Origin of the sequence: Herpetosiphon llansteffanensis (assembly GCF_003205875.1) — a bacterium.
Taxonomy (GTDB): Bacteria; Chloroflexota; Chloroflexia; order Chloroflexales; family Herpetosiphonaceae; genus Herpetosiphon; species Herpetosiphon llansteffanensis.
This window is the reverse complement of record NZ_PUBZ01000138.1, coordinates 1-23,428: the sequence shown is the minus strand read 5'-3', so window position 1 is coordinate 23,428 and position 23,428 is coordinate 1. Positions and strand designations below refer to the sequence as shown.

At 47.2% G+C, this 23,428-nt stretch carries 12 protein-coding genes; 3 read left to right on the top strand and 9 right to left on the bottom strand.

What is annotated here, in order from left to right:
• Positions 1–331: 331 nt before the first annotated feature.
• On the top strand, positions 332–985 hold the full coding sequence (locus tag C5S61_RS22700; protein WP_110519179.1) for a laminin B domain-containing protein: 654 nt from the start codon (positions 332–334) through the stop codon (positions 983–985).
• A gap of 756 nt (positions 986–1,741) precedes the next feature.
• Here the strand turns inward: C5S61_RS22700 and C5S61_RS22695 are convergent.
• From C5S61_RS22695 to C5S61_RS22660, 8 genes are all read right to left on the bottom strand, one after another.
• Positions 1,742–1,930, bottom strand: coding sequence for a hypothetical protein (locus C5S61_RS22695; protein ID WP_110519177.1), 189 nt, complete (start codon positions 1,928–1,930; stop codon positions 1,742–1,744).
• Between the two features lie 144 nt (positions 1,931–2,074).
• Complete coding sequence (locus C5S61_RS22690; RefSeq protein WP_240614554.1) at positions 2,075–6,682, bottom strand: tetratricopeptide repeat protein; 4,608 nt, start codon at positions 6,680–6,682, stop codon at positions 2,075–2,077.
• A gap of 188 nt (positions 6,683–6,870) precedes the next feature.
• A complete protein-coding gene (locus C5S61_RS22685; RefSeq protein WP_110519175.1) occupies positions 6,871–7,218 on the bottom strand; it encodes a DUF5615 family PIN-like protein in 348 nt (115 codons plus the stop codon).
• A gap of 11 nt (positions 7,219–7,229) precedes the next feature.
• On the bottom strand, positions 7,230–7,499 hold the full coding sequence (locus tag C5S61_RS22680; RefSeq protein WP_054534567.1) for a DUF433 domain-containing protein: 270 nt from the start codon (positions 7,497–7,499) through the stop codon (positions 7,230–7,232).
• A 168-nt stretch (positions 7,500–7,667) separates the two neighbouring features.
• Positions 7,668–8,327 (bottom strand): tetratricopeptide repeat protein, encoded by a 660-nt coding sequence (locus C5S61_RS22675; protein WP_110519173.1) that lies wholly within the window; start codon positions 8,325–8,327, stop codon positions 7,668–7,670.
• 255 nt (positions 8,328–8,582) lie between these two features.
• Complete coding sequence (locus tag C5S61_RS22670; RefSeq protein WP_110519171.1) at positions 8,583–12,299, bottom strand: NACHT domain-containing protein; 3,717 nt, start codon at positions 12,297–12,299, stop codon at positions 8,583–8,585.
• Positions 12,300–12,338: 39 nt separating this feature from the next.
• Complete coding sequence (locus C5S61_RS22665; RefSeq protein WP_110519169.1) at positions 12,339–17,504, bottom strand: nucleoside/nucleotide kinase family protein; 5,166 nt, start codon at positions 17,502–17,504, stop codon at positions 12,339–12,341.
• Positions 17,505–17,529: 25 nt separating this feature from the next.
• Positions 17,530–18,537, bottom strand: coding sequence for a tyrosine-type recombinase/integrase (locus tag C5S61_RS22660; RefSeq protein WP_164689733.1), 1,008 nt, complete (start codon positions 18,535–18,537; stop codon positions 17,530–17,532).
• Between the two features lie 159 nt (positions 18,538–18,696).
• On the opposite strand from C5S61_RS22660, the gene C5S61_RS22655 reads away from it, so the two are divergent.
• Positions 18,697–21,804 carry a Tn3 family transposase gene (locus C5S61_RS22655; protein WP_110519165.1) on the top strand — a complete coding sequence of 1,036 codons (3,108 nt, stop codon included), beginning with the start codon at positions 18,697–18,699 and terminating at the stop codon, positions 21,802–21,804.
• Between the two features lie 74 nt (positions 21,805–21,878).
• Here C5S61_RS22655 and C5S61_RS22650 read toward each other — a convergent pair whose 3' ends face one another.
• Entirely contained in the window at positions 21,879–23,201 is a 1,323-nt protein-coding gene (locus C5S61_RS22650; protein ID WP_110519163.1) for an IS4 family transposase, read from the bottom strand.
• A 3-nt stretch (positions 23,202–23,204) separates the two neighbouring features.
• Here C5S61_RS22650 and C5S61_RS22645 point away from each other — a divergent pair.
• The coding region (locus tag C5S61_RS22645) for a hypothetical protein (protein ID WP_164689732.1) at positions 23,205–23,428 on the top strand (224 nt) is incomplete at its 3' end.

The window sequence follows — 23,428 nt, the reverse complement described above, 5'->3', positions numbered from 1 at the left end:
GTGCTATTAATGATGCCGATCTGCTGTGGCGGCGAAAGAAACAACACGGTTAATCAACGGGTTCGCCATCGTTCGTATACGCACATACGTTTGCTGCCATGTTTCGGGGGGTCGCGCGTTTAAGCCCTATAGGGCATGGTGCCAATGACGGTGCATCTCGGTAACGTTTTTCGGCTGGGAACGTAGAAGCGAGCGATCACACCAAACGACATGGCGAGAACGGAAACACGCCCCATGCGATGACCCAGTATCCCATGAATGCCGAACGTCACCGCAGTCAGATGCAGCTTCCCTACGGAATGCGTGTATCCACAGAAAGGAAGGATGAACAATGCGTCTTCTTTGGTCTCTCGTCCTCGCGATTCCGCTCCTCAGTCTCTTGTTGACCACCCGTGACAGCGCCGCCATGGCACCAGCACCGCAGACGACTGTGGGGGTTATCGGGAGTACCTTTGCCACGAGCCATGAGGGCTGGCAGGTTGTGGGCGATGCGCAAGACGGAGCAAGCATTCCTGATTGGCACAGCACTGGTGGGAATCTGGGTGGGTTTATCGCGGCTGAAGACGATGTGGTGGGCGGGACATGGTATTGGCAAGCACCGGCACACTTTCTTGGGAATCGGCTCGCAGCCTATGACACCGATCTCACCTTTGACCTCCGCCAATCAGAAACCGATAGTCAATTTGATGCCGCCGATGTGCTACTCATCGGCAATGGTATCACGCTGGAGTTTGACACCACCCAGAACCCAGGAACGACCTGGACTTCCTATCGCGTTCCCCTGCATGAGCAGGGCGGGTGGACGGTTCGTGCGACAGGGATACCACCAACGGCCAGCGAGATGCAGTCCGTACTGGGAAATCTGAGCACGCTTTGGATTCGTGGTGAATTTCGCGATGGGTCTGATACAGGGAGCCTCGATAACGTACAACTGCATGGATTTCATGCGACCACCGTCATCTTTCTTCCGTTTGTGCTCCGCTAATCGACAATGGATGCACTGTCGCATGGGTCATGCATACGCAGCGCGCATGGCAGCGGCGCTCCATAAATGGGATGACCCGACCGACATCGGGGAATAGCGTTTGGATGGCGTACACATCACACGCCTGCATCGGGTGCGTTGAAAACCCAAGCAGGCGTGTGATGTGTACTTTCTGTATCGTTGGTCGTGCTATATGAACGATCAACAATGCCATGCGGAAAGCAGATGGCGTGCCACAAAAAAGCCGCCGACTGGCACGGTCATGCAGCATCGGCGATGCTTCACCCACGGATGTGCTACGAGGACGCACGCGGTTGGTGAAGCAGCTTTAATCCACAGCCTGAGAAGTAGTCGAGTAAACCCGATGTCATGATTGATTACCTGAATAATCAATCATGGATTTAATCTATTCTTCTATCGTGCAAGACAATGGATTAGCATTAATTTCTCTTAATGATAGGGGCTGATTTTGGATAATAAATCGGAACTCCCCACCCAAAAATGAGCACTGCCGCCCATTTCATTCCATCGTCGAGCAAGATACTGGAATATCGCAACGGCCATGAATCCCCCGCCGTTCGGGGTGCTGGCTCTAACACAACTTTCCCCGTCAGCGGACATGATGTGACCGAGGTGTTTCAAAAGCTAGCCTATAGGCATCAACTTTAACTATTGGGGGCGGCTACGGTTGATGCCTATTGAGCTAGCTGGATTAAGCCCCTAGTGCGCAATCCACCAATGACAGAGTTGTGATGGTTAGCGGCGAAGTGAACCAGATGATGAACCGCCAGATGATGAACCGCCAGATGATGAACCGCCAGATGATGAACCGCCAGATGATGAACCGCCAGATGATGAACCGCCAGATGATGAACCGCCAGATGATGGTGTTGGTGGGGCTGGCGACGGTTCTTGCTTTTCAGGATTCCAAGATCCTCGTTCCATACTTATCCTCCTTAAACTTATACTTGATTTATATAGATGCAATGTATCGTTTTTTTTTCTCCATTTTTGACCAATTTTGTAGGCAAGTCGGCCCTTGGAACTCTCTCGCGTTGAGACGGGTAAGTTCGTCCTCTCCCCCATCTTTTACCCTAGTCGTTTGAGTTGGTCATTCACCCATGCCTCTTCTTTCAAAATCGCTAGTCCGAGCCATGCATTAAGTTTTATTAACGGGGTGATTAGACGGAGTGATTTCCAGGTGAGGGTTAGGGTTTTACTATAAGACAATTCTCTCTGGATTATAGAAATGATTAGTGTGACTGATTGAACAGTACGCAGGATTTCATTTATGGTTTTTACGCGATCTTGCTCATCATAAATTGATTGTGTAATTGTAAGCATATGCTCGATATGGCTAAGGTCATTGGTAGCTCTAGCAATAGCTGTGAGGGTTTCGGTATACATCCATGCATCATCTCTTGATTGGACTGTAGCAATGAGTTGGTTAAGCAATATGAAGGATTGGTCAATGTATCCAAGGCTAGCAGTAGCCTCAATAATGCCTTTGATATCCATCTCACGCAACCAATCAATAGCTATTGATTGAGCGAGGACAGTAGCCTTATTAAGAAGCGAAAGTACTTGATCGGTATAACCAAGCGAGTACATGGTTTGTGCAATAGTTATGAGGGTATTGGGGTTATATGATGGATCATTCTTATCTGCTGATTGAATAATCTTAAGTGCTTGATTGAGCAATGGGAGAACCTGGTTGGTATCACCAATCGCGATCATGGCTTTCGCAATTGCCATAAGCCTATTCACGTGGTTGGAGGTCGTATCCATTGCTTGGATAATGCTCAGTGCTTGGTTAAGAAGCGTCAGAGCCTGGTCGGTATTACCAAGCGCGATCATGGCTTCCGCAATTATTATGAATGCATCGATGCGACCTGAAGCAGTATCGATCGCTTGGACAACAATGGTAGCCTGGTTAAGAAGCGTCAGAGCTTGGTCGGTATTACCAAGCGTGGTTATGGCTTCCGCAATTGCCGTGAGTGTATGAACACGATCTTTGTTATCATCGATCGCTTGGGCAATGAGAAGCGCTTGGTCGGTATCACCAAGTGCAGCAATAGTTTTTGCAATTGCCGTGAGTGTGTAGGCCCGATCTTTGTTGTCATTGATCGCTTGGGCAATGAGAAGCGCTTGGTCGGTATCGCCAAGTGTGGCCATGGCTTTTGCTACTGCTATAAATGTATGGGTAGGACCTAAATTGGTATTGATCGATTGGGCGACAATGGTAGCTTGGTTAAGAAGCGTCAGAGCCTGGTCGGTATTACCAAGCGCGATCATGGCTTCCGCAATTATTATGAATGCATCGATGCGACCTGAAGCAGTATCGATCGCTTGGGCAACAATGGTAGCCTGGTTAAGAAGCGTTAGAGCTTGGTTGGTATTACCAAGCGTGGTTATGGCTTCCGCGATTGCCGTGAGTGTATGGACACGATCTTTGTTATCATCGATCGCTTGGGTAACAATAGCAGCTTGGTTAAGAAGCGTCAGAGCTTGGTCGGTATTACCAAGCGCGATCATGGCTTCCGCAATTGTTATGAATGCCTTGATACGATCTGCGGCAGTATCGATCAATTGGGCAACAATAGTAGCTTGGTTAAGAAGCGTCAGAGCTTGGTCGGTATTATCAAGCGTGGTTATGGCTTCCGCAATTGTTATGAATGCCTTGATGCGATCTGCGGCAGTATCGATCAATTGGATACTGATAAAGGATCTGTCGAGAAGGGAAAGAATTTGATTAAGCAATGGGAGAACCTGGTTGGTATCACCAATCGCGATCATGGCTTTTACAACTGCCATAAGCCTATTCATGTGGCCGGGGTCTGCATCCATTACTTGGCTAATACTCACTGCTTGGTTGAGTAATGCAAGAGCTTGGTTGGTATCACCAATCGCGATCATGGCTTCCGCAATTGCTATGAATGCGTCAATGCGACCTGAAGCAGTATCGATCGCTTGGGCAATGAGAAGCGCTTGGTTGGTATCGCCAAGTGTGACCATGACTTTTGCTATTGCTATGAATGCGTCAATGCGACCTGAAGCAGTATCGATCGCTTGGGCAATGAGAAGTGCTTGGTCGATATCGCCAAGTGTGACCATGACTTTTGCTATTGCTATAAACGGATAGGTGCAATCTTGCTCAGCACCTATCCGCTGGATTATATTAAGTGCTTGGTTGAGTAATGCGACAGCTTGGTCGGTATTACCAAACGTGGTTATAGCTTCCGCAATTGCCGTGAGGGTATAGGCGGCATGATCTGAGGACATATTGATCGATTGGGTTATGGCAAGAGTTTGGTTAATCAGTTCTAGTGCTTGGTCAGTATGCCCAAATGAAGACATGACATTTGCAATTTCTCTCAGAATACGTGCGCTATGTCGATGATGCGCCGATTGAGCCATCTTAAGCGTGTGATTAATAAGTTCTAGTGCTTGGTCATATTGACCAAGCGATGTCATAATTTCAGCAATTGTCGTGAAAATACGAGCACGGAACAAAGGATTATTCACTGATTGAATAATAACAAGGGCTTGATTGAGTAGTGCAAGGGCTTGATCGCTATGCCCAAGCGATGCCATAGTTTTTGCAATTTCTTTGAGGGAGCTAGATGCGTGAAATCCTAAAAGTTGGTTAGTAGATTGTTGCATGCGGCTTAGTATAATTGGATGGTAATGGTTATCACACCATCTAGTTATTTCTTTCCATATACTTATCTGTCGTAGCGGATCAGAAAGTAATTCAATTCGTTCTAAAGCTTCCTGTGTGCGACCAAGCATCGCTAAAATAACAAAGAGATCACTAGGCCACTGATCAACACGACTGTTCAGACTTGTTCGTAACAGACTATACTTCCACAAGCGCGGCAGGTTTTGAATCTGCTCCTCGATCGATTGCCCTGCCTTAATGGCACTTTCACGTCCGATATCCAAATCCAACGCATACAAGCGGGTACTCGGATCAAAGCGCGTTTTCTGTTCGCCATAGTCGCCCGCATCCAAAACTTGCCACAATACCGTCCAGTTTTCAGCCAGTGCAAGATGCGCCACATAATGATGTCGCGCATAGACTCGTCGTGCCTGCTCGATGGGGTCGCGATCATCAGTCCAAATCACATCCACATCCTGTGCACACCAGTCAGCCAGTCGTTGGTGCCAGCGTTTGACTTCACGCTGATTAAAGACCGACACAGCGAGATAGTCACGAAACAGCAAGTGATGCAACGCAACCCGTTGATCAATCCCCTGACTGACCAAACCTCCCAAGACCCACACGGCATCCTGCATCGTGTCGTGGTCATGGCCCAGGAGATTACCCAGTACATCCAGCCGCAATGGTTCTTGGGCGACGAGCAACAGCGCCAGCATGGGTTTCCAAATCGCTCGCCAGTCGGCCAAGGATCGCCCTTTTATCCGCTCCAGCGTAATCCCAAAGAGATTGCTGGGATTCTGTTCAATCTGCCGAATCAAACTGGTCGCATCGACTACGGATTGACCCTGCATCGTATCGGCAGCCAAATGGACAAACAGCGCATTGCCCTTGAGCGCGGCATAGAGGTCATGCAGGAGGCCATCCGCCATATCAGGCTGGACGGATCGCCAGAGTTCCAGCGCATCTGATTCACTCAGTGGTGGCAAGGGATAATCGACTCGATGCAGAATCTCCAGCGGTTTTAGCGTCTCATCAGGCCGCGAGCCAAGCACGATCACGATGCCTGGGGGCGGCTGCGGTGGCAGAAACGACAGATCGCGCGAGCCATCAATCTCCGGTTGCAATTGATCAAGACCATCCAGATAAACCGTTTCCGAAATCCCCTGTTTGGATAATTCGTCCAGAATCCGCGCAAACTCGCCTTTCATCGCCGGATAGCTTTCTTCAGGAAAGTACGAAACCGTCAGGTTGTGTTTGAGAATTAATTGCGCCACCACCGCACGCAACAACCCCAATTGATACTCGCGGCCAGTGGTGAGGGCAATAAAGTGGTGCGGAGTCTGCGCAATCCCCGCCTCCTGAATCAGCTTGGCAATACTACTGCTCTTGCCTTCGCCCGCCGCTGCCTTGATCAAGACATAGCCACCCGTCGGGCGCATCGCCGTAATCTGCTCACGGATCGCCGCCAGTTCGTTGACCCGCCCGACGAAGCCCTGAAGGCGCAGATTCAAGAGCCGATCACTCTCGATTTGCTGGGCCGCATGCCGAATCCGCGCTAGTGTTTTTTCCTGCTCGTGGGTTTTGAGGGCGGTGGCCAAGAGGGCATCAAAGCGGGCATCAGGAATCGGAATCGTGACCGTGACTTGCACCAGATTGCCGCCCACCTGATTCCCAATCGCCAAGTTCGCTTGGTGTGCATGCGTATCTCCGTTCATGGTAATCGTGACCGGAGCGCCGTTGAGGGTGGCGGGGCGCTGGGCAAGCGCGTGCTGAATCGCGGTGGCCACGGCTGCGGAATCGTAGGTTGGCAGCTTGGCTTGGAACGCGGCGATCAACGCATCCACGGGATCGGTAGGTGATGGCATTGATACGGGAAACCGCGCAATGAGACGATGAAGGGCATCGCGCTCAAAGGGCGTGAGGGTTCCTTGCTCAATTGCCTGCATGCCTCGCGTGATCCGCACGTGATAGGCATGGGCGGCAGGGTTCGTGCGCAGGGCTTCCAAGGCAAGATGCAGATCGAGATCATCCATCGCGCAATCCTTTGAGCTGGGAGGTGTGATGTTCTATCCTAGCAAAGCAATGGTTCCATGGCAAGTGATTACTGACGGTTTTGGGGTACATCGTATAGCTCCTCTGCCGTTCGCCGCACGAATAGTGGGTGATTATCCAAATAATCAATCGAGCACGTGGCTGCTTTTGCACGGTAGTCAGTCTCACGTTAGATATAGCGGAGTTGATTGATCATTTCATCACGCGGAACATCGTTCAACAACACCAGCAAGCGTCGCGCGATCTCATAGGGTGGGCGGCGAACGGCAATAATAATTCCAGCATGGGGTTGGCTAGCGGCAAAGAAGGCTTCCGCCAGCTGCTCAAAATCATCACGATTGTGGGTCACGAGGGTCATTCCCTGGCTGGCCGCATAGGTCAATTGGTCACTATCGGCCAACGTTAAGAGGGCGGCATCGCGGGTCGTGGTTGCCGCAAACCCGCGTGCGCGAATGAGATCGGCAATGAGCACATGGACATCTTCATCAAGGTACAGATGGAGAAAGAGATCGCTCACAACGGCCTACCTCACGCATCAAGCAACTGATCCGGAATCCGATTGCGCTCGATATAGGTATTAATCTCTGCATGGTGGTCACTATAATAACTGAGCGCATCAAAGATTTGGGCGAGGGTGAGGTGCGGCATCCCCTGGCGAATCTCTTCGGGAGCCATGCCCATCCGCCACGATTCGACGATCGCCCGAATGGGGGTGCGGGTTCCCTTGATAATGGGTTCGCCCCGTAAGATCCGATCATCGGTCACGACATAGGGATGTTCAGTCATTTGAATGGCCATCGAAATCTCCTTGGCTGGGTGGTGTGTGCTGGTGTGATTGGTGGCGCATCCCGCAGTGGATGTAGGTTTAGTCTACCGCACGATCGGTGCCAAATCAACCAGTGGTCGCCTTGTCTACATCAATAGCGGGTTCTGATACAACTAAGAATATCAGTACCCTATCCTGTCTTACCCCAGCCGTTTGAGCTGTTCATTGACCCAGACTTCAGTGTCTAGCATTCCTATCACGAGCTGTGGACTATTCATTGGTATAACTGTCATAAGCGGGAGAAGTGACCACAGTTTCTCGTACGTTTCTATGGTTTGCCATGCGGATTGAATGAGTTTTAGTGTGTAAGGTTGGTTTGTTTCATGCTGTTCGATCATAGCTTTGAGGATTGCTACCCGATCGTCTATGGGACTAATCAATGGAACAATGGTGGCCGCTAGTTGATCATTCCCTATATCGAGTGCCGTCTGCGCAATATTCCTGAGGCTCTTAGCTCGTTTATCGCCTAAATCTATCGATGCTGTATGCTGTATTGATTGCTCAAGCAGGGTTATGGTATCGTCATAATGGTTAATCCGAGCTGTAGCAAGAGCCATTGCTACAAGTGCCTCACTATATAGATCATCTGCTTGCTCCATATCGTAAAGCAGATTACGTGCCTCATCGACTAAGGCGATAGAATCCTCACGTTGACCAATAGAAACCTTTGTTTGTGCAATGGTACTCAGTGCGATGATGCGGTTGCCCGGATTAAAAATTTCGCGGGCCAAATTCAATGCCCGATCTAATAAGCTGAGTGCATCGTCGTACTTCTCGGAACTAAAAGTATATTCCCCCAAAAACTATCACTTCCGTACAAATGAGCGTAATATTTTCTCTTTGAATCAGTTTGAATCAGTGCTCCATACTAATGTTATTCAATCGTAAAACGCAAAGCAGACATCCTTTTTGACTCTTTTGAGAAGCATAGAAAGCCATTCACAGCAGCGGCTATGAGCTTGACTAGAGTACATCCCAATTCTGCACCGAAGACGGTTTCATTCAGCGTGCCACACTGGATATTAATCATATGAAATTTAAATAGAATCTATGTTCTATAAGAGATTAATATTGATTTCTTGCCATTGATTCCTTTTTAAGATATATAGTGCATTTTGCCATGCGATAAGTGCATCACTGGTTGTTATTCGCGTTTTTTGATCCTCCCACCACTTAATATCTATATTTTCCCCAAAAGATAAGATTATCATTGATGATACGATTATTTTATTGTCATCATATTCATAACTAACCCAATATTTCAGTATATCTATAATAGATGGCGATAGAAATTGCCTGTTTTCTCGTAAAAATTCTTGTAAAATGAATAAATCGCCGGATTCATGAACTTGTTTTGGTCCTAGATATATTGATTTTGATATTTTATCGAGTTTGGCCAAAATTCCTTCTTTCATAAATAAAGAACTATGCCAATTTTCCTCCTCATTAATTTCCGATGACATATAATCATTAACCCAAGCTATATATCCAAATCTTGATGCATGCCTAGTTAGCCGATGTCGTTCTAACTTGGGGAACTTATCTATTATAGGTATTAAGGAATCAAGCATTTGGGGTGAAATACTTTTCGGATAGATCCCTGCAAAGAAATGCTCTACTTGTGCTGGGATAGATAATTGAACCGCTTGTTGTATAAAACGTAGTGCTTCAGGCTCTCCAGAACACCAAATTGATGGCCATACTCTTGATGCTTTAAGAAGGAACTCTTTTTTATTCTGTATTAGTATTTTGACTTGTGTTAGTGGTAAATGGATAATAAGTGAATTAGACCATCCATAGTCCTCATTGTTGGGATCAAGCGCGAGTTCGAACACGGAAAGTAATGTTTCAAATACTCCTTCCTCATGTGCCAAAAAAGGCATATATCCACACCATCGAGCCGGCCTTGAGTTCATTTTTTCGATGAGTATGCTTGTTGCTGTTCTGTCCTTTAACTTCAATCTGACTTTAAGAACATCATCGAATAATGGGTCGTCCGATGAGATACTTTGCAGTAAATGTAAATCTTTTTGCTGTGCAGATCGCTTCCAGAAGCCTAGAGCCAGTTTACGTACTTCTAGATCTGAATTAGATTGAACTATATTCCATACTCTTACACGAGATTCTGGAATGATAGGAATTTTATGTTTAAATAGATCTTCGGCCAAAGGATCTAAAGATTCACTCAAAACATCCCATCCAAATCCATGATGGTACTTAGTTTGCCAATGGATGTAAAATTCTAGTGCGTCAGGATGATCAATCCCACCAAGAATCCAGAATAGTTCTTTTCGTAGTTCTTCTTGTCTATTAAGTATATTTACCCAAGCTATTGTGCCCGTAGACGTAAATCCTCTCCAAGAAGAGAGTCTTAGGGGTTCTTGGAATTGCCAATAGCGTTTTCCTGATATATTAGGTTTTTCTCTTTCATTACTAAGTTTCAGGCTAAGTAATAGCGCTGGTTCCAATCTAGATTCAACATCACTATCTTCAATGCGACTTAAAAGCCAAACTATTGAAGCAAGAGAGTCTATTCTTTCGCTTTCTGGTAATATCATCCAATATTCCCAGATTCTCTGAGCGATATTAGGGTATCGAATATAACTACCCAGTACAATTGCTGAATTACGTAGATCTTTAATTTTAATAGCATTTATTAGTTCTGAGATTAATAAATCTTGATTATTCCTATATATATCTGAAAGTAATTCAATAGCATTTTCTATAAAAGAGAATCTAATACTAGGCAAAAATCCTCGCCATTCTTCACGTTTTATCCATTCTAATCCAGATGTAATATCCCCATTTCTCAATCTTGCACACCAAATAAACCAAAATCTAGGCAAATTATCGGTAATAGGTAGAACAGCCTGATTATCGGTTTGTGACAATTTATCTAAAATAAATCTAGGTAGACTTGTTGTGAATTCATATTCTCTCTCATCATATCCGCTTATTATTTGATGAATTGATGAGAAAATAAATTCTTGGATCGAAAGATCCTCAGGTAGTATATTTAATCTAAGAATTTCAGCAAGAGCCAAAGGTTGATGTTCGCTAATTATTCTAATAACCTGATAGATTGTACTATCAGGTACAAAGAGTGTAATTAAAGCTAAAGCTTCAGCGAAACCTGGGTAAGATATATCTTGGATTAGATTTATAGGAAGTATATTATCGATGTTTTCTATTATATTAGAAGACATCCTTCGTGCGATGAGCAAATCTCTCAATCGACTATGCTTCCACTTCCAGATATCGGAATCCTTACTGCTATCAATCCAAGCGATTTGATTTGTCCTTGTTAAAGAATATAAGATATTGGAAAAATGATTGCCTATACTTAGGCGAATATCCTTCCATTTAGGTTCAGGATTTTTATGCAGAATAATATAATCGATGACCTTGTCTATGGCCTCATAAAATTCGTCTAACGAAACTGTAGGAAGTATATTTTGTTTTGTTTTAATAAGCATTTCTCGTAATGATGAATCAAAAACGGCTCTTAATATTTTAGCTTGCCTCATATGGTGATTTGGTAGTGGTCCTGATAAGGCAAATCCACAAAGGAATGGGTCCCCATTTAGTGAATCAATAATTTGATATATCTCTCTATATTGAGATGACGATACTAATTTAGCAAAATCTTGTCGTTCTGTTTCATTGAATTCCATTAATTCTATAAAATCCCATACTTCATTTTCTTTTATCGTGTTAGATGGATATAATAATTGATTAGGCCATATAGGAACAATCCATTGAAATACTCTATCTGAACTACGAGCTAGATATTCTAAGACAGAAATTATATCATGAGGAGGATTAATACGATTTACATCATCTAAAAGAAATTTAATTCCACCAGGAATGGATTCGGCAATATCTATAAAATCTTCATCTGAATGGAGACCCAATGATGGATAAAAGCGACGTAAAGTATTAATAATTATAGTATTTAAGGGCAAACCAAAGCTAAGCTCGTTAGCTGGAATCCAAAATGCGATACCATTATTTTCATTAATAGTTTTCCCTATTTGCCGAAGTAATGTTGATTTTCCGAAACCTGATGGTCCTATGATTCCTATAATAGGTTTAGATGTTGACTCAAGTAGATGAATAATTTTATCGTGAATAGATCTCTTGATTTCATGAGTATCAGCATTGCCTGCAGCCGAAAAAGAGAATATTTTCTGATGTTCTTTTAGGGATTTTTGAGCAATAGATACTAGTAGATCCCGACTTAGCCTTTCAGCTTGAATACCGAAAATTACATCGCGAATATATTGCCCATCACTATCGATATCCAGAAAGTCAACCAAAACAGATGCTTCAATAATTATTATTTCTACATTATTTGTATTAGCCAATTTGATTGCATCTAAATATAAATTAACATCACTTTTCAATAATTTATTCGTAGCTATATATAACTGGCAATGAAGGTTATTTATGTTGGATTTCCAATTATTAAATGTTTCTATAGCTTTTTCAATGTCACCTTTTTTATGTTCACCTTTAATATTCTTACCTAACCACTTACCTCTTAAGTCTTTATATTCAATAGTAGTAGTTGCAACTGATACACAAATAGGAGGATTACCTGCTATATGGATTATATTATCAACAGGGCAAGGTATAGGTTCTCCATTTTCATTTATACCAGTAGCAATTAAGTGTGATAAACGACTTTCTTTGCGTCGTAAATAAGCAGATACTAATATCTCAAATAAATCACTTTTGATCTCTAGAAGTTTTTGCAATGTATTATTCATATAGCTCCTTAATTTATAAATTACGTAAGGTATTAATATTTATAAGCGTATACCATTATTTATGAGAGGTGTTACAAAATCATCACGCATTTGATACGCAGCGGAAGAACCATTATCAACCAGTATATCAAGTAAATTAAAAATGGCATCGCGGAGTTGGCGATCCGTTTTTACTTCTCGAGGATGTCCATACACATAACGTTGTAGTAAGACTTCTAGCATAAATATAGTATCCCCTTTCCGTAACATTTTTTGAGAATCACCCTTTTGAAGTTGCTGAGCAATCACAAGGAAAGCCCTAGGAAGCGATTGTCCCCCGATGTCGTAAAGAAATTTGACATAGTTGTCTAGAACCTCAGCGATAGGTGGCAAATCTTCGAAGAATGCTTCTATATTGGACGTATAGCCTTCAAGACTTTTCCAATGCTGAACTCCCTCTTTCCAATATAGTCGCAGAAAGAGTGCTGCGATGAGTTGATGTCCATGTGCGCGATCCCGATCAATACGGCTGAGCCAAGTGGCACTTCGTACTTTATCGGCAAATAACTTCCAGATTCTCCAGAATTCCGGCGTATTTGAGTATATATCTTCACCATAGCCAAGATCTCGGATAAAGCGGGATACCTCATCCGGATAACGATCAACCGCTTCTAGAAGCGGTTTAAGAACGAGAGAAGCATCTTTTGAAGTTTGGAGAAGAAACCTTTGTAGCAAGCCAGAAAGCGCATACTCTCCTTTAAGATTTCGCTGTGCTTGGTATGTCCGATTATGGCTATGCACTCTATCCCATACTTCAACAAGACTCTTGGCAACGTGCTCAAAAACGATAACCGACAGAGGTTCATCTGGGACTTTTACAATAATATTTAGTATATATTGATATATTTCAAAGGTATCTCGATCCATTAAGTTCATGGTTTCATAGGTATTCTCTAAAATTGATTCCTTCTCAAAAAACATGTCTCGTATGAATAATGCTGCCTCAACATCAGGATTAAATGAGGGCTGATTTGTAGATGGCTCATAATCCCTGTCATGGACTTTTTGTTGGATGATGCGTGCCTCCGTCGCCAGAGCGTTTATACATCGCCATGTCAAAACTGCATCGATTGACCATAAATACTGCCCAATACCCAATGCTACATGCTCACGAACCTCTTCAACTGCATGGGTTAAGGCTATAACAAATGACCGCCGAATCTGGAGAGTTTGATCCTCCACCAAAGTTTTTCCAAGCAAAAGCGGTAGGACTCTGGCACACGCACGATCGGCTGCCATTTGATTCTTCTGTCCGCGCGCAATAGGATTCCAATTATTACTCCTCTGCTCAATTTCTTTACAGACACGCGTTAGACACCATGCTTGTTCATCACTTGCCATTTCATCCCAATGATCTCGAACGCTAATAGCGGCAATGAGTCCTGGACCATTTTGTCCGAACACTTGAATATCGTCTGGGACATCCTCTCCAGTCATATGCAAAACTTGATGGAGACGTTGTTTCCATTCATTAGGATTGTATGTTGTGTCTTCTCGATAAAAAACCTTATGCCCCCACATATCAAGATTAAGACGAGTCGTTATGGTATTCAATTCGATCGCGTCTTGATCAATCATATTCTTGATATCACTGTCAGGCTCATTGAGTTTGAGTAGGACTTGTTGATCACTTCGAGATGTTTGATTAGTATTCGATTCATTAGATGTAGGCACGGGAACAGAACCAACATATTGGCGTAAGTCCATTTGATGAAGTGCAAGCCGCCAGATACGATCATCTTCATCTTGATCTTCTATGGCAGGCATCTGCTCACGATAACGATCAAGGATTGCATGAACTCGACCAGCAAACGATCCTAGTTGCAAGTTCATAACAGCATGTTCAAGAGTCGACTTACGATGTGGGCGGCTATCTTCTATTTTACGTTCTTCTTCGTATATCCTGTCCCCTGGAGAAGATATAGTGAATGACAACATCGATGGGGCCGAAAATTCGCTTGCGAATCGGTGGCGATCAAGAAAAATACAGAATGGATTTTGAAGAAGGACTAAAATTGTTTCGCCACAACTATGGGGAAATGCAGTCGCAATACTTGCTATAACTGCGGTAAGCGATACAGATCTACTGTTACGAAGAATGCTGAGAAGAAGTTCATCCAGTTCGAATGGATATTGCTCGGCATAATCTAATAACCATCGCTCAAATGCCATGGCCAATGATTGCAAAGCATATGGTCCAACACTCGTTCCTCGATACATATTCCAGAGACGTATATTTCCCCACTGTATAACCGAAATCTCGTCATTAAAGGTTAGGGTTAATTCAAGAGGTAACTCAATATGTCTTGTAGGAACACGTGGATGAGCATACCAGTCCGCACTATGATTAAACACATCAATCACAAAATCAATACCTTCTTGCGGGTGATGAAGCAGGAGTGAAAAAAACGGACCATGGTATGCACTCGCAGGAGAGCTATCGTGACTTCTTGCTGGTTTGATTCCAAATATGGGTTCTAGCTCTCCTATATATCCGTATTCTGCATCATTATCGAGATCAGATTCTGAATACAGAAAGTAATTTTTTGCCATTGCTATAAGCAAATCGGGCATATCTCGTGCTACTGGTATTCCTTCCAGATTAGTAAAAATTATTGTTTGCATCTCTTCCCTGATCCTATCCCGTTGGCTGCTAGTATCAGGTTCATGTAACAAGGAGGAGAAACGATCTTTATCAGCGAGAGGGATTTTTACGATGATCTTCAATAGTCGCTGGCGCTGGTCTCGTGTTCCGTAATCGTTAAATCTGTCAAGCAGCCCATATGCAATTTTTGCAACAGCATTCGCTCCCTCAGGGTAGGGTGTTTGCTGGGTAACGCTTCGAGCCCAGTCCTCAATAAACCCTAAAAGAATGCTATGTTCATCCTCCACAAACGTATCAAGATTGTCGGCGAGCAGCTGCGCTAATGATGCCCATACTGAACCATCAGGAACATTGAGCAATGATGTTTTAACGGGCATAGTACTTGCCCACAATGGTGGTACGACGCATGCCACCCGGACAATATGAATAATTCGCCAGAGCCATTCTTTGGTATTAGCGAAGAGTTGTGTCTGATAGTGATTCGCCAGAGCAGCTGAAAACGGCGATCGTAAAAGAGAAACCAGCGTGTCATCTCGAAAATACTCTGCGAAAGTTTTGTTTTGAAACGTCTCTTGAAATAATTCATTAGCCGATTGAGGCTCTCGCTGGACTAATTCAGCAATCCATTTACGATACGTTCGACGGACTGCTGGATATGCCCCAATAATGTCTGGAAGTTGCTGTATCGAACTATTGTGTATTGTATATTGCTCGTCTATCCATTGAAGAATAGCCCAGTCCTCAAGGACATCATGTGCGGGAGCGATGAGAATGGAGCTTTGGGGAGATACGACAAGCAATGAATCGTGACGGAGGCTATCCAAGACGGCTTGATCAAGATCGTTACAAGCGATATAGGGAACAAGTTGTTGTGCTCGCCGTATGGCAATCTGAATGAATACATCTTCCCGCCGGCGTGGCATGCCACCACGAGTACGGTGTTCAGCCCGTACAATCTCTTGCCAAAAACGTATCCGAAGATCGCGCTCACTCTCAGGTAATGGCTGATTCATTGACCATGGAATCTGAAGTGTCTTGTCAAGAATGTAGGGTGTTCGTAAAAATTGACGTAAGGGTGGATGTGCAAGCAAAGGAGCTAATATCGGGTAGTTCTCTGAAACTTCTTCAAGTTCAGTATGATTCAGTGACGGAACATCGACCACTGAATAATTCGTAATAGTTCCCGCTAGAAGACCCGAGATAATGAGATGGGTTGCATAATCACGGCAGGTCAAGAGAAGACACCAACTCGGATCGTTGGCTACAAGCTTTAAGAGATCAGTAAATGCGTCACGAACCGATGATTCCAAGAGTCTTTCAACGCTCTCGACTAGCAAAATCTTCCGAGCTTGATTGACTAGAATATTGCTAAGTGTCACTGCATTGACCGTAATATGATTATTTTGCAGTGTTGTATCAAGATGTGGATAGGCAAATTCCTCTGCACGAAAGCTAAATACGAAGTAGTCATGTGCAAACACAGTGGCTACTTCTTTTGCAATACTAGACTTTCCACTCCCAGCAGCTCCTGAGATCAGCACAACTTGATCTATTTCGAGTTGCGTCAAGACCTTTTGAACAAGATCTTTGCGTGGAAGTTCGACTTTGTTGCCTATCTTTGAGCGAATACCATCTAAAATAGGTTTAGAGTGCTCATGAAGCGTTCTTAAGACCTGTTGTTCCTTACTGCCAAGCACAGAATGGCGTTGACGCAATTCTGTGGGCAAATCATGAAACCGAAAACTCTTTGCGGCTGGCATCGCGTCACTAACCAGCCGAAGTAATGCATTCCAAGACGCTTCTGCACTCGTACCTTTATCTTGCTGATGACTGGTATAGGCAAGAAGGCTGAGGATTATCGTCTCTATTGATCGTGTAGAACTGGCAAGATCCAAACTAAGAATGTATAACAGGCGTAAAAATCCCCAAACCTCTGCATGACTGACAGGTTGAGGTTTCTGCTCGAAATTACCAATAATTGCACAAAGGGTATCGCAATAAGTAATGGATTTCTTATTAATAAATCCAGGGGTTGCTAATCGATCCGCAAACTCAATTCCATTACGTGCAACACGCGCACACTCTAAAAGTCCAGAGAACGATTCGAGCAGCACATTGGTACCTCGCAATGTTACCAAAATAAACCGATCGGTGTTAAGCGAAAACGGTTGCGCCTTTTTGAAATCTTGCCAGAAATCCTCTATTGCCTTTACACAGTCTTTATCAGAGCTACTTATTGTAAAGTTTCGTTTGACTTGGCCTACCAACTTTTTTGTACTACCCGCTTCATTTTGAGCAACAACCAAGAAATCATCAGTATGCCAACCGAGATGTTCTGTTTGGAAATGAACCTCTTTAACCATACAATCAGTTAAAATTGGCGGAATAGCACCAACAAGCAAGTGTGCAAGCCAATAAGCATTAACATGCTGCTCAAAAAAGGTACCAGCACCTCCGGTGGATGCAGGGCTTGAAACTAACGGGGTTTGTGCTCTAGTACGAGGAGTGCTAGATGTTGTGCTGTTCGATGCAGACGTTGCTTTTTGGGGTCTTTTGGGCATAGAAATCACTCCTATCATTCAGGCGTTAGTGATAAGCATTTAGGGACAGATCATCGACTCTCTGGGCCAACTCTTCCGCCGTCGGCTGGGTATATAAACTTGTGGTATTGAGATCGCTGTGACCAAGCAAACGCGCTAGTCCGATTAAATCACCAGGATGGTCGGTCAGATACCGCCGTGCAAAGGTATGACGAAGCATATGGGGTGTAGTATTGGCAGGAACAAGATTTCTCGCCGCAGCGATACAAATCAATCCGTGAATCATCCCCCAAAGGGCGGTCGCACTCAGTCGATTGCCTTTCTGGCTCTGCCATAAGGGCTTCGATCGGTCGTGGAGATTTATGGTTGTCCATGCCAAGGCAACAGCCTTGAGTGATGAGGGAACGCCCAAGAGCGGAGCAGCATAGGCGGTAAGCGCTGCACGCGCTGAGCCATTGAGTGGTACGATGCGACACTTGTTCCCTTTACCAGCGCGAATCATTACTGTCCCTCGTTTTTCACTCAGGGTCAGATCATGCCAATTCAGTGCCTGACATTCCCCGATCCGCATCCCGGTTTGAACCATCAGCTGGAGAATCGCATAATCACGAAGAGGGTGTCGGCTCCGCTGCGCCTCGCGGAGCAAAGCATTGATCGCGCTATCAGTAAGATCATTCGGTTCACCAACTCGTTGCTGGCGAATTCCTTTGATTCTTGCGAGTGGGTTTGTGACAAGAATCTGATGATCAACCATCCAAGCACACCAACGCCGCAGTGCACAGAGATGGAGATTGACCGTTGCTGTTGCCATAGTTGTTTGCGTGGCGCGTCGGTAGGATGTAAATGCAATAGGGGTAAAGTCATCGGGGGTAATAGCGCGATGTTCCTGCTGGATATACCAGTCAAGAAAGTGTTGAACTACGCGCTCATAGCGTCGTAAGGTTCGAGGTGCGGGATCTGCTTGATCCAAATCGTGGAGCCATGTGTGCATTAATTCCGTGATCTGACGCTTCTTAATATCTACACCACTGATTTCTCGTTCGTTTTTTTGCATGGATTTGTGCCCCATCTTAGATGGTAAAGCCATATTCCATCAACTAGAAACAGAAGAGAATACCTCTTCTCTTTCATTTTCACGTATACTCTACCACCGAGCCAGCACCGTGTCGACTGCTGATATGTGCTCATCGCCGCACGACAGAAAGATTCCTTGATGACAACAGACGAATCCCCCATCGCCGATGATATCCCCGGCGGAACCCGTCGTGGCCATATTCTTGATGCTGATGCGATTGCCGCACTCTATGCCCAACCTCGATTCACCGCCGAAGAACGTGAGCAGTACTTTACCCTCACAACTGCGGAAGAACAGCAGCTTGCCAAGCGCCGTGATGATCATACCAAGCTGTACTTTCTTCTCCAACTGGGCTATTTTCATGCAAAACAGCGTTTTTTTTCCTTCACCTTCACCGAGGTTCTCCTCGATGCGCAGTATCTCTGCCAGCGCTATCACTTGGTCGATGTTGACCCGGCAACCCAAGCACCGCTCCATCCCGAAACCATTCGGCGACAACGAGAGGCGATCTGTCGTCTGACCGGGTATCGTGAGACCACGGATGTCGAACGCGACCTCATTCTGACGCGGGCGGGCGACCTCGCGCGGATCAGTAGTAATCCGCTCTATGTGTTTCAGGAATTGATCCAGCATCTTAGCGACGAGCAGATCATTGGGCCTGCCTACACTGTGATGCAGGAACTCATTCGGACAGCCCTAACAGCTGAACATGAGCGGCTTACTGCACTCCTGAATGCCCATCTAGCAGCTGATGATCACCAGCGCCTTGAAGACCTACTCCAGCACGATGGAAAACGACGACCCATCACCTGGCTCAAACGTGACCCCAAGGACTTCACCAAAACGGCAATGCGCGACGAGCTGGCCCGTGGTTCCCTTCTGCGACCCTTGGCGCATTGCGCGGCCCACGTACTGCCGATGCTCGGTATTTCCCAAGCCGCGATTGCCCACTATGCATGGCTCGTGGGCTATTATTCACTCGCTCGGTTAGAAGCACTCGATGCCGATGTCCGCACCCTCTACCTCCTCTGTTTTGTCCATCGGCGGTATCTGCGGCTCAATGATCATGTGATCACCTGCCTGCTCCACGTGATCAAGTCGTATCATGATGACGCAATCACGGCCATGCAGGAACAGGCATCGGCCATCCAATCGGCGATCATCAAGGATTTACCGAAGGTAGGCAAGGTGTTGAAACTCATCGCAACGCCGCAGCACCCGCCAGAGACACCCCTGTCTACCCTCCAGCAGGCGGCCTCCGTGCATCTTTCTCCAGCACGCCTCGCCGAACTTGCCGACTATTTTCTTGCCCGTGGCACGGTCGATGATGCGGCGTTCTACTGGGCAACGGTGGATCGCATCGCCCAGCGGGCGAAAACCCGCCTGCGACCGCTGCTCCTTGCCCTCGACCTCGCTGCAACCCGTCCTGACTCGCCGATTCTAGAGGCAGCTCGTACCATCCAAACCCATATCGCCGCCGCGCGACCACTCACGCGGATCGCCACAGCAGACCTCCCCGCACGGTTCATCGCCGTCAAAGAAAAGCGCTGGCTCTATACCACCGATGCCGATGGGTATTCCGACCTCATCCGCGACCGCTACGAGTTTCTGTTGTATCGCCAACTCCGCAAAGCCATGGAAGCGGGTGAGGTCTTTTGTCCGGCCAGCGTCCAATTTCGGAGCTTTGACGATGACCTGATCACGGAGGCGGAATGGGCGGATAAGGATGCCGTGCTCGCTCGGATTGCCGAACCGCGCCTGCTCGAACCGATTAAAACTCAGCTCGCAACCTTAGAACAGGCGCTAGAGGAGCGTATCCGCGTCGTCAACGCGCGGATTGCCAAGGGCGACAACCCGTATGTGACCATCAAGGAAGGGAAGAAACGCACCACATGGTCGGTGCGCTACCCGCGACCGCGTGATCCGCTGAATCACGCGATGTTTGATAGCCTCCCCCATGTCCCGATTACCAGCGTGCTCCAATTCGTGGAGGAGCGCTGCCCCTTTTTGAGCGCATTTACCCACGTTTCGGGCCGCTACCATAAACCTGCGACCGACGATCATATTATTCGCGCCTGTTTGGTTGCGTGGGGCACCAACATGGGTCTCGGGCGTATGGGGACGATCTCAGACTTGCCGACCCACGTGCTCACGCAGGCATCAGAAAATTACCTGCGCTTGGAAACCTTGCGCCACGCCAATGATCTGATCTGCAATGCCATGGTGGCAATGCCGCGCTTTCATCGGTTTGATTTGGGTGATCACGTCCACTCGAGCAGTGACGGTCAGAAATTTGAGGCGCAGCGGGTGACGTTTGGCGCACGCTATGGCCCGAAGTATTTTGGCCGCAGCAAGAAGGGTCGTGTCTCCTACACGCTGGTGGCCAGCCATCTGCCGATCGTGGCTCGCATGATTGGTCCGCACGAGCATGAAAGCCACTACGTCTTTGATGTGCTCAAAAACAATGCCACTGACCTACGCCCCGTCCGGCATTCAACCGATACCCACGGCACCAATCACGTTAATTCCGCCTTGTTGTACCTTTTTGGGTATGCATTCGCTCCACGCTATAAAAATCTCCCGCGCACGATGGCGACTAACCTCTATGGGTTTCAGCATCCGCGCCAATACGGTGATGTGCTCCTTGCTCCCATCCGCAAGATCAACACGGAATTGATTGTGGCCGAGTGGGATAATCTGCTCCGAATCTTCGCGTCGCTGGCACTAAAGACCACCAGTCAGCACATTATCGTGCGCAAACTCAGCTCTTATGCACGCCGTAATAGTACCCGGCAGGCACTCTGGGAGCTAGACCGCATTCTCAACAGCCTCTATATGTTGGACTATGTGGACTCGGCTCCGTTGCGCCAGCATGTGCAACGGGCACTCAATCGCGGGGAGCAGTATCATCATTTACGGCGGGCAGTCTCGTATGCCAATATCGGCAAGCTCCGGTTTACGACCGAAGAAGATCAGGAATTATGGAGCGAATGCAGTCGGCTCATCGCGAATTGCATCATCTTCTATAATTTGACGCTGCTTGATCGCCTGATAGCCCAGAAAGAGGCGGCTGGGGATATGGTGAGTGCCGCTGTTTTGGCCGAGATTGCTCCGGTTGCATGGCAACATATTAATTTCTATGGCCGCTATGAATTTGTGACGATCCCTGAACGCATTGATCTGGAGGCACTGATCGCAGCGTTGGCGAACCACACGTATCGGCCCGAAGGGGTTATTGCAGCATGAAATAGCTCAAACGTGCGGAAGTGATAGTTTTTGGGGGAATTTACTTTTAGTTCCATGCGCATCAAGCTTATTGTTCATGATGCCGTAACTGCCCGTAAGCGCTGCGCCGTGGTTGGTGGCTGATGCCGTTTGTTCGTCGTCGCCCAGCGCTGGATGAGGGCCGCAAGCCGTGTGAGTACCCGCAAAAACTGTGGCGGATCGGCCTGCGTGCTGGCCAATTCCCCCGCCATCCCCGCGACGATCGGTGCAGCCTTGAACAAACTCCGTTCCGGATCATGCCAACTGCTGGCGGCCAGCAACCATTGCTGAAACACCAGCCCGATCAATTTCGCGTAGATTTCACACAGCACCCGTGCGGGATTGGTCGTGCGCCAGTCATCCAATCGTGCATGGCTTTTCCAGAGCTTAAACAAGAGTTCAATTTGCCAGCGTACCCGCACCAACGCCCAGATCTCGGTTGGGCTGAGCAGCGTGCGTGGTGCATTCGTGATCACCACATTCCAATCGGCCAGCGCCAAGGCCGCCGCCGATGGCATGCGATGCTGGTGCTGGGCATGCTGGCGAATGCGTGCCCGCCGCTGATCGGCAACCGCCTGCGCGACGCGGGTAACCACGAGGCGACCATGGACGTGCCGCTCCTTGCCCACGACGATCGCGCAATCCCACGTGGTCACCGGCCCAAGCTCGCGGACAAACGTGGCCAACGGCTGCGCGGCGTGCCCCGGATAGGCCACGACGGCGTTGCTCGGCAGGCGGGTGATCCAAAAGACCCCGTGCTGATCGTGCTTGCGCAAGCGCTCCAAGTGGTAAAATCCGCGATCCGCGAGCAGCAAACTGCCCGGCGGGAGATCCTGCTGCTGGAGCGGGAGTGCTCGATCGGCTGCGCGTCCGTTGACCAGATCGAGTGCCGTGATCGCGCCCGTGAGGACATCGAGCTGCACCCCACATTTAAGGGTTGCCCCGCCACCCGTCGTCGCATTGCCACAGCCGCGCCACGTGCTGGTCAGGGCATCGGGCAAGCCAATGGATGTGCTGTCATGGACGCGCACGCTGGCAAAGCGCTGGAGGATGGGCAGGGTCACGGGATTGGTGGCGATGACCGGGTGGATGCTGGCGAGAACGAGCTGGTGGAGCAGGTCAGCGGTGGCCATGGTGAAGCGTTGATCAATCGCTTGGGGTGAGACATCAACGCCGATGCGGCAGGCCATTTGGGCCAATTGCTCAACGGTGGCGGTTGGGTGGGCCAGCCAGCCATAGACAAGGGTTTGGACCAGGGTACTCGGACAAAATTTGGCGCGGTCAGGGCGTTTGACGTACTGCTGGGCGGCGGCGATTGCCTCAGTCGTGGTGGTCAACAGGGTGTGCATGGCAGCGCTGATCTGCGGTATGATGTCCATTGGATGCTCCTTGGCTATCGTGTTTGGTTGCACAGCCATGATGCCATGGAGCGTCCGTTAATATTAAGCTTGATGCGCATGGGGAATTTACTTTTAGTTCCCAAAAGTGCCCGCCACGCGCTTGCAACAACCTATGGGGCGGATGGCTTTGCCTTGCTGACCGCACTGACCGCGCCCGATACACCGCGTACCGTCCGCACACTCCCCATGGTGGCGACCCTCTGGCG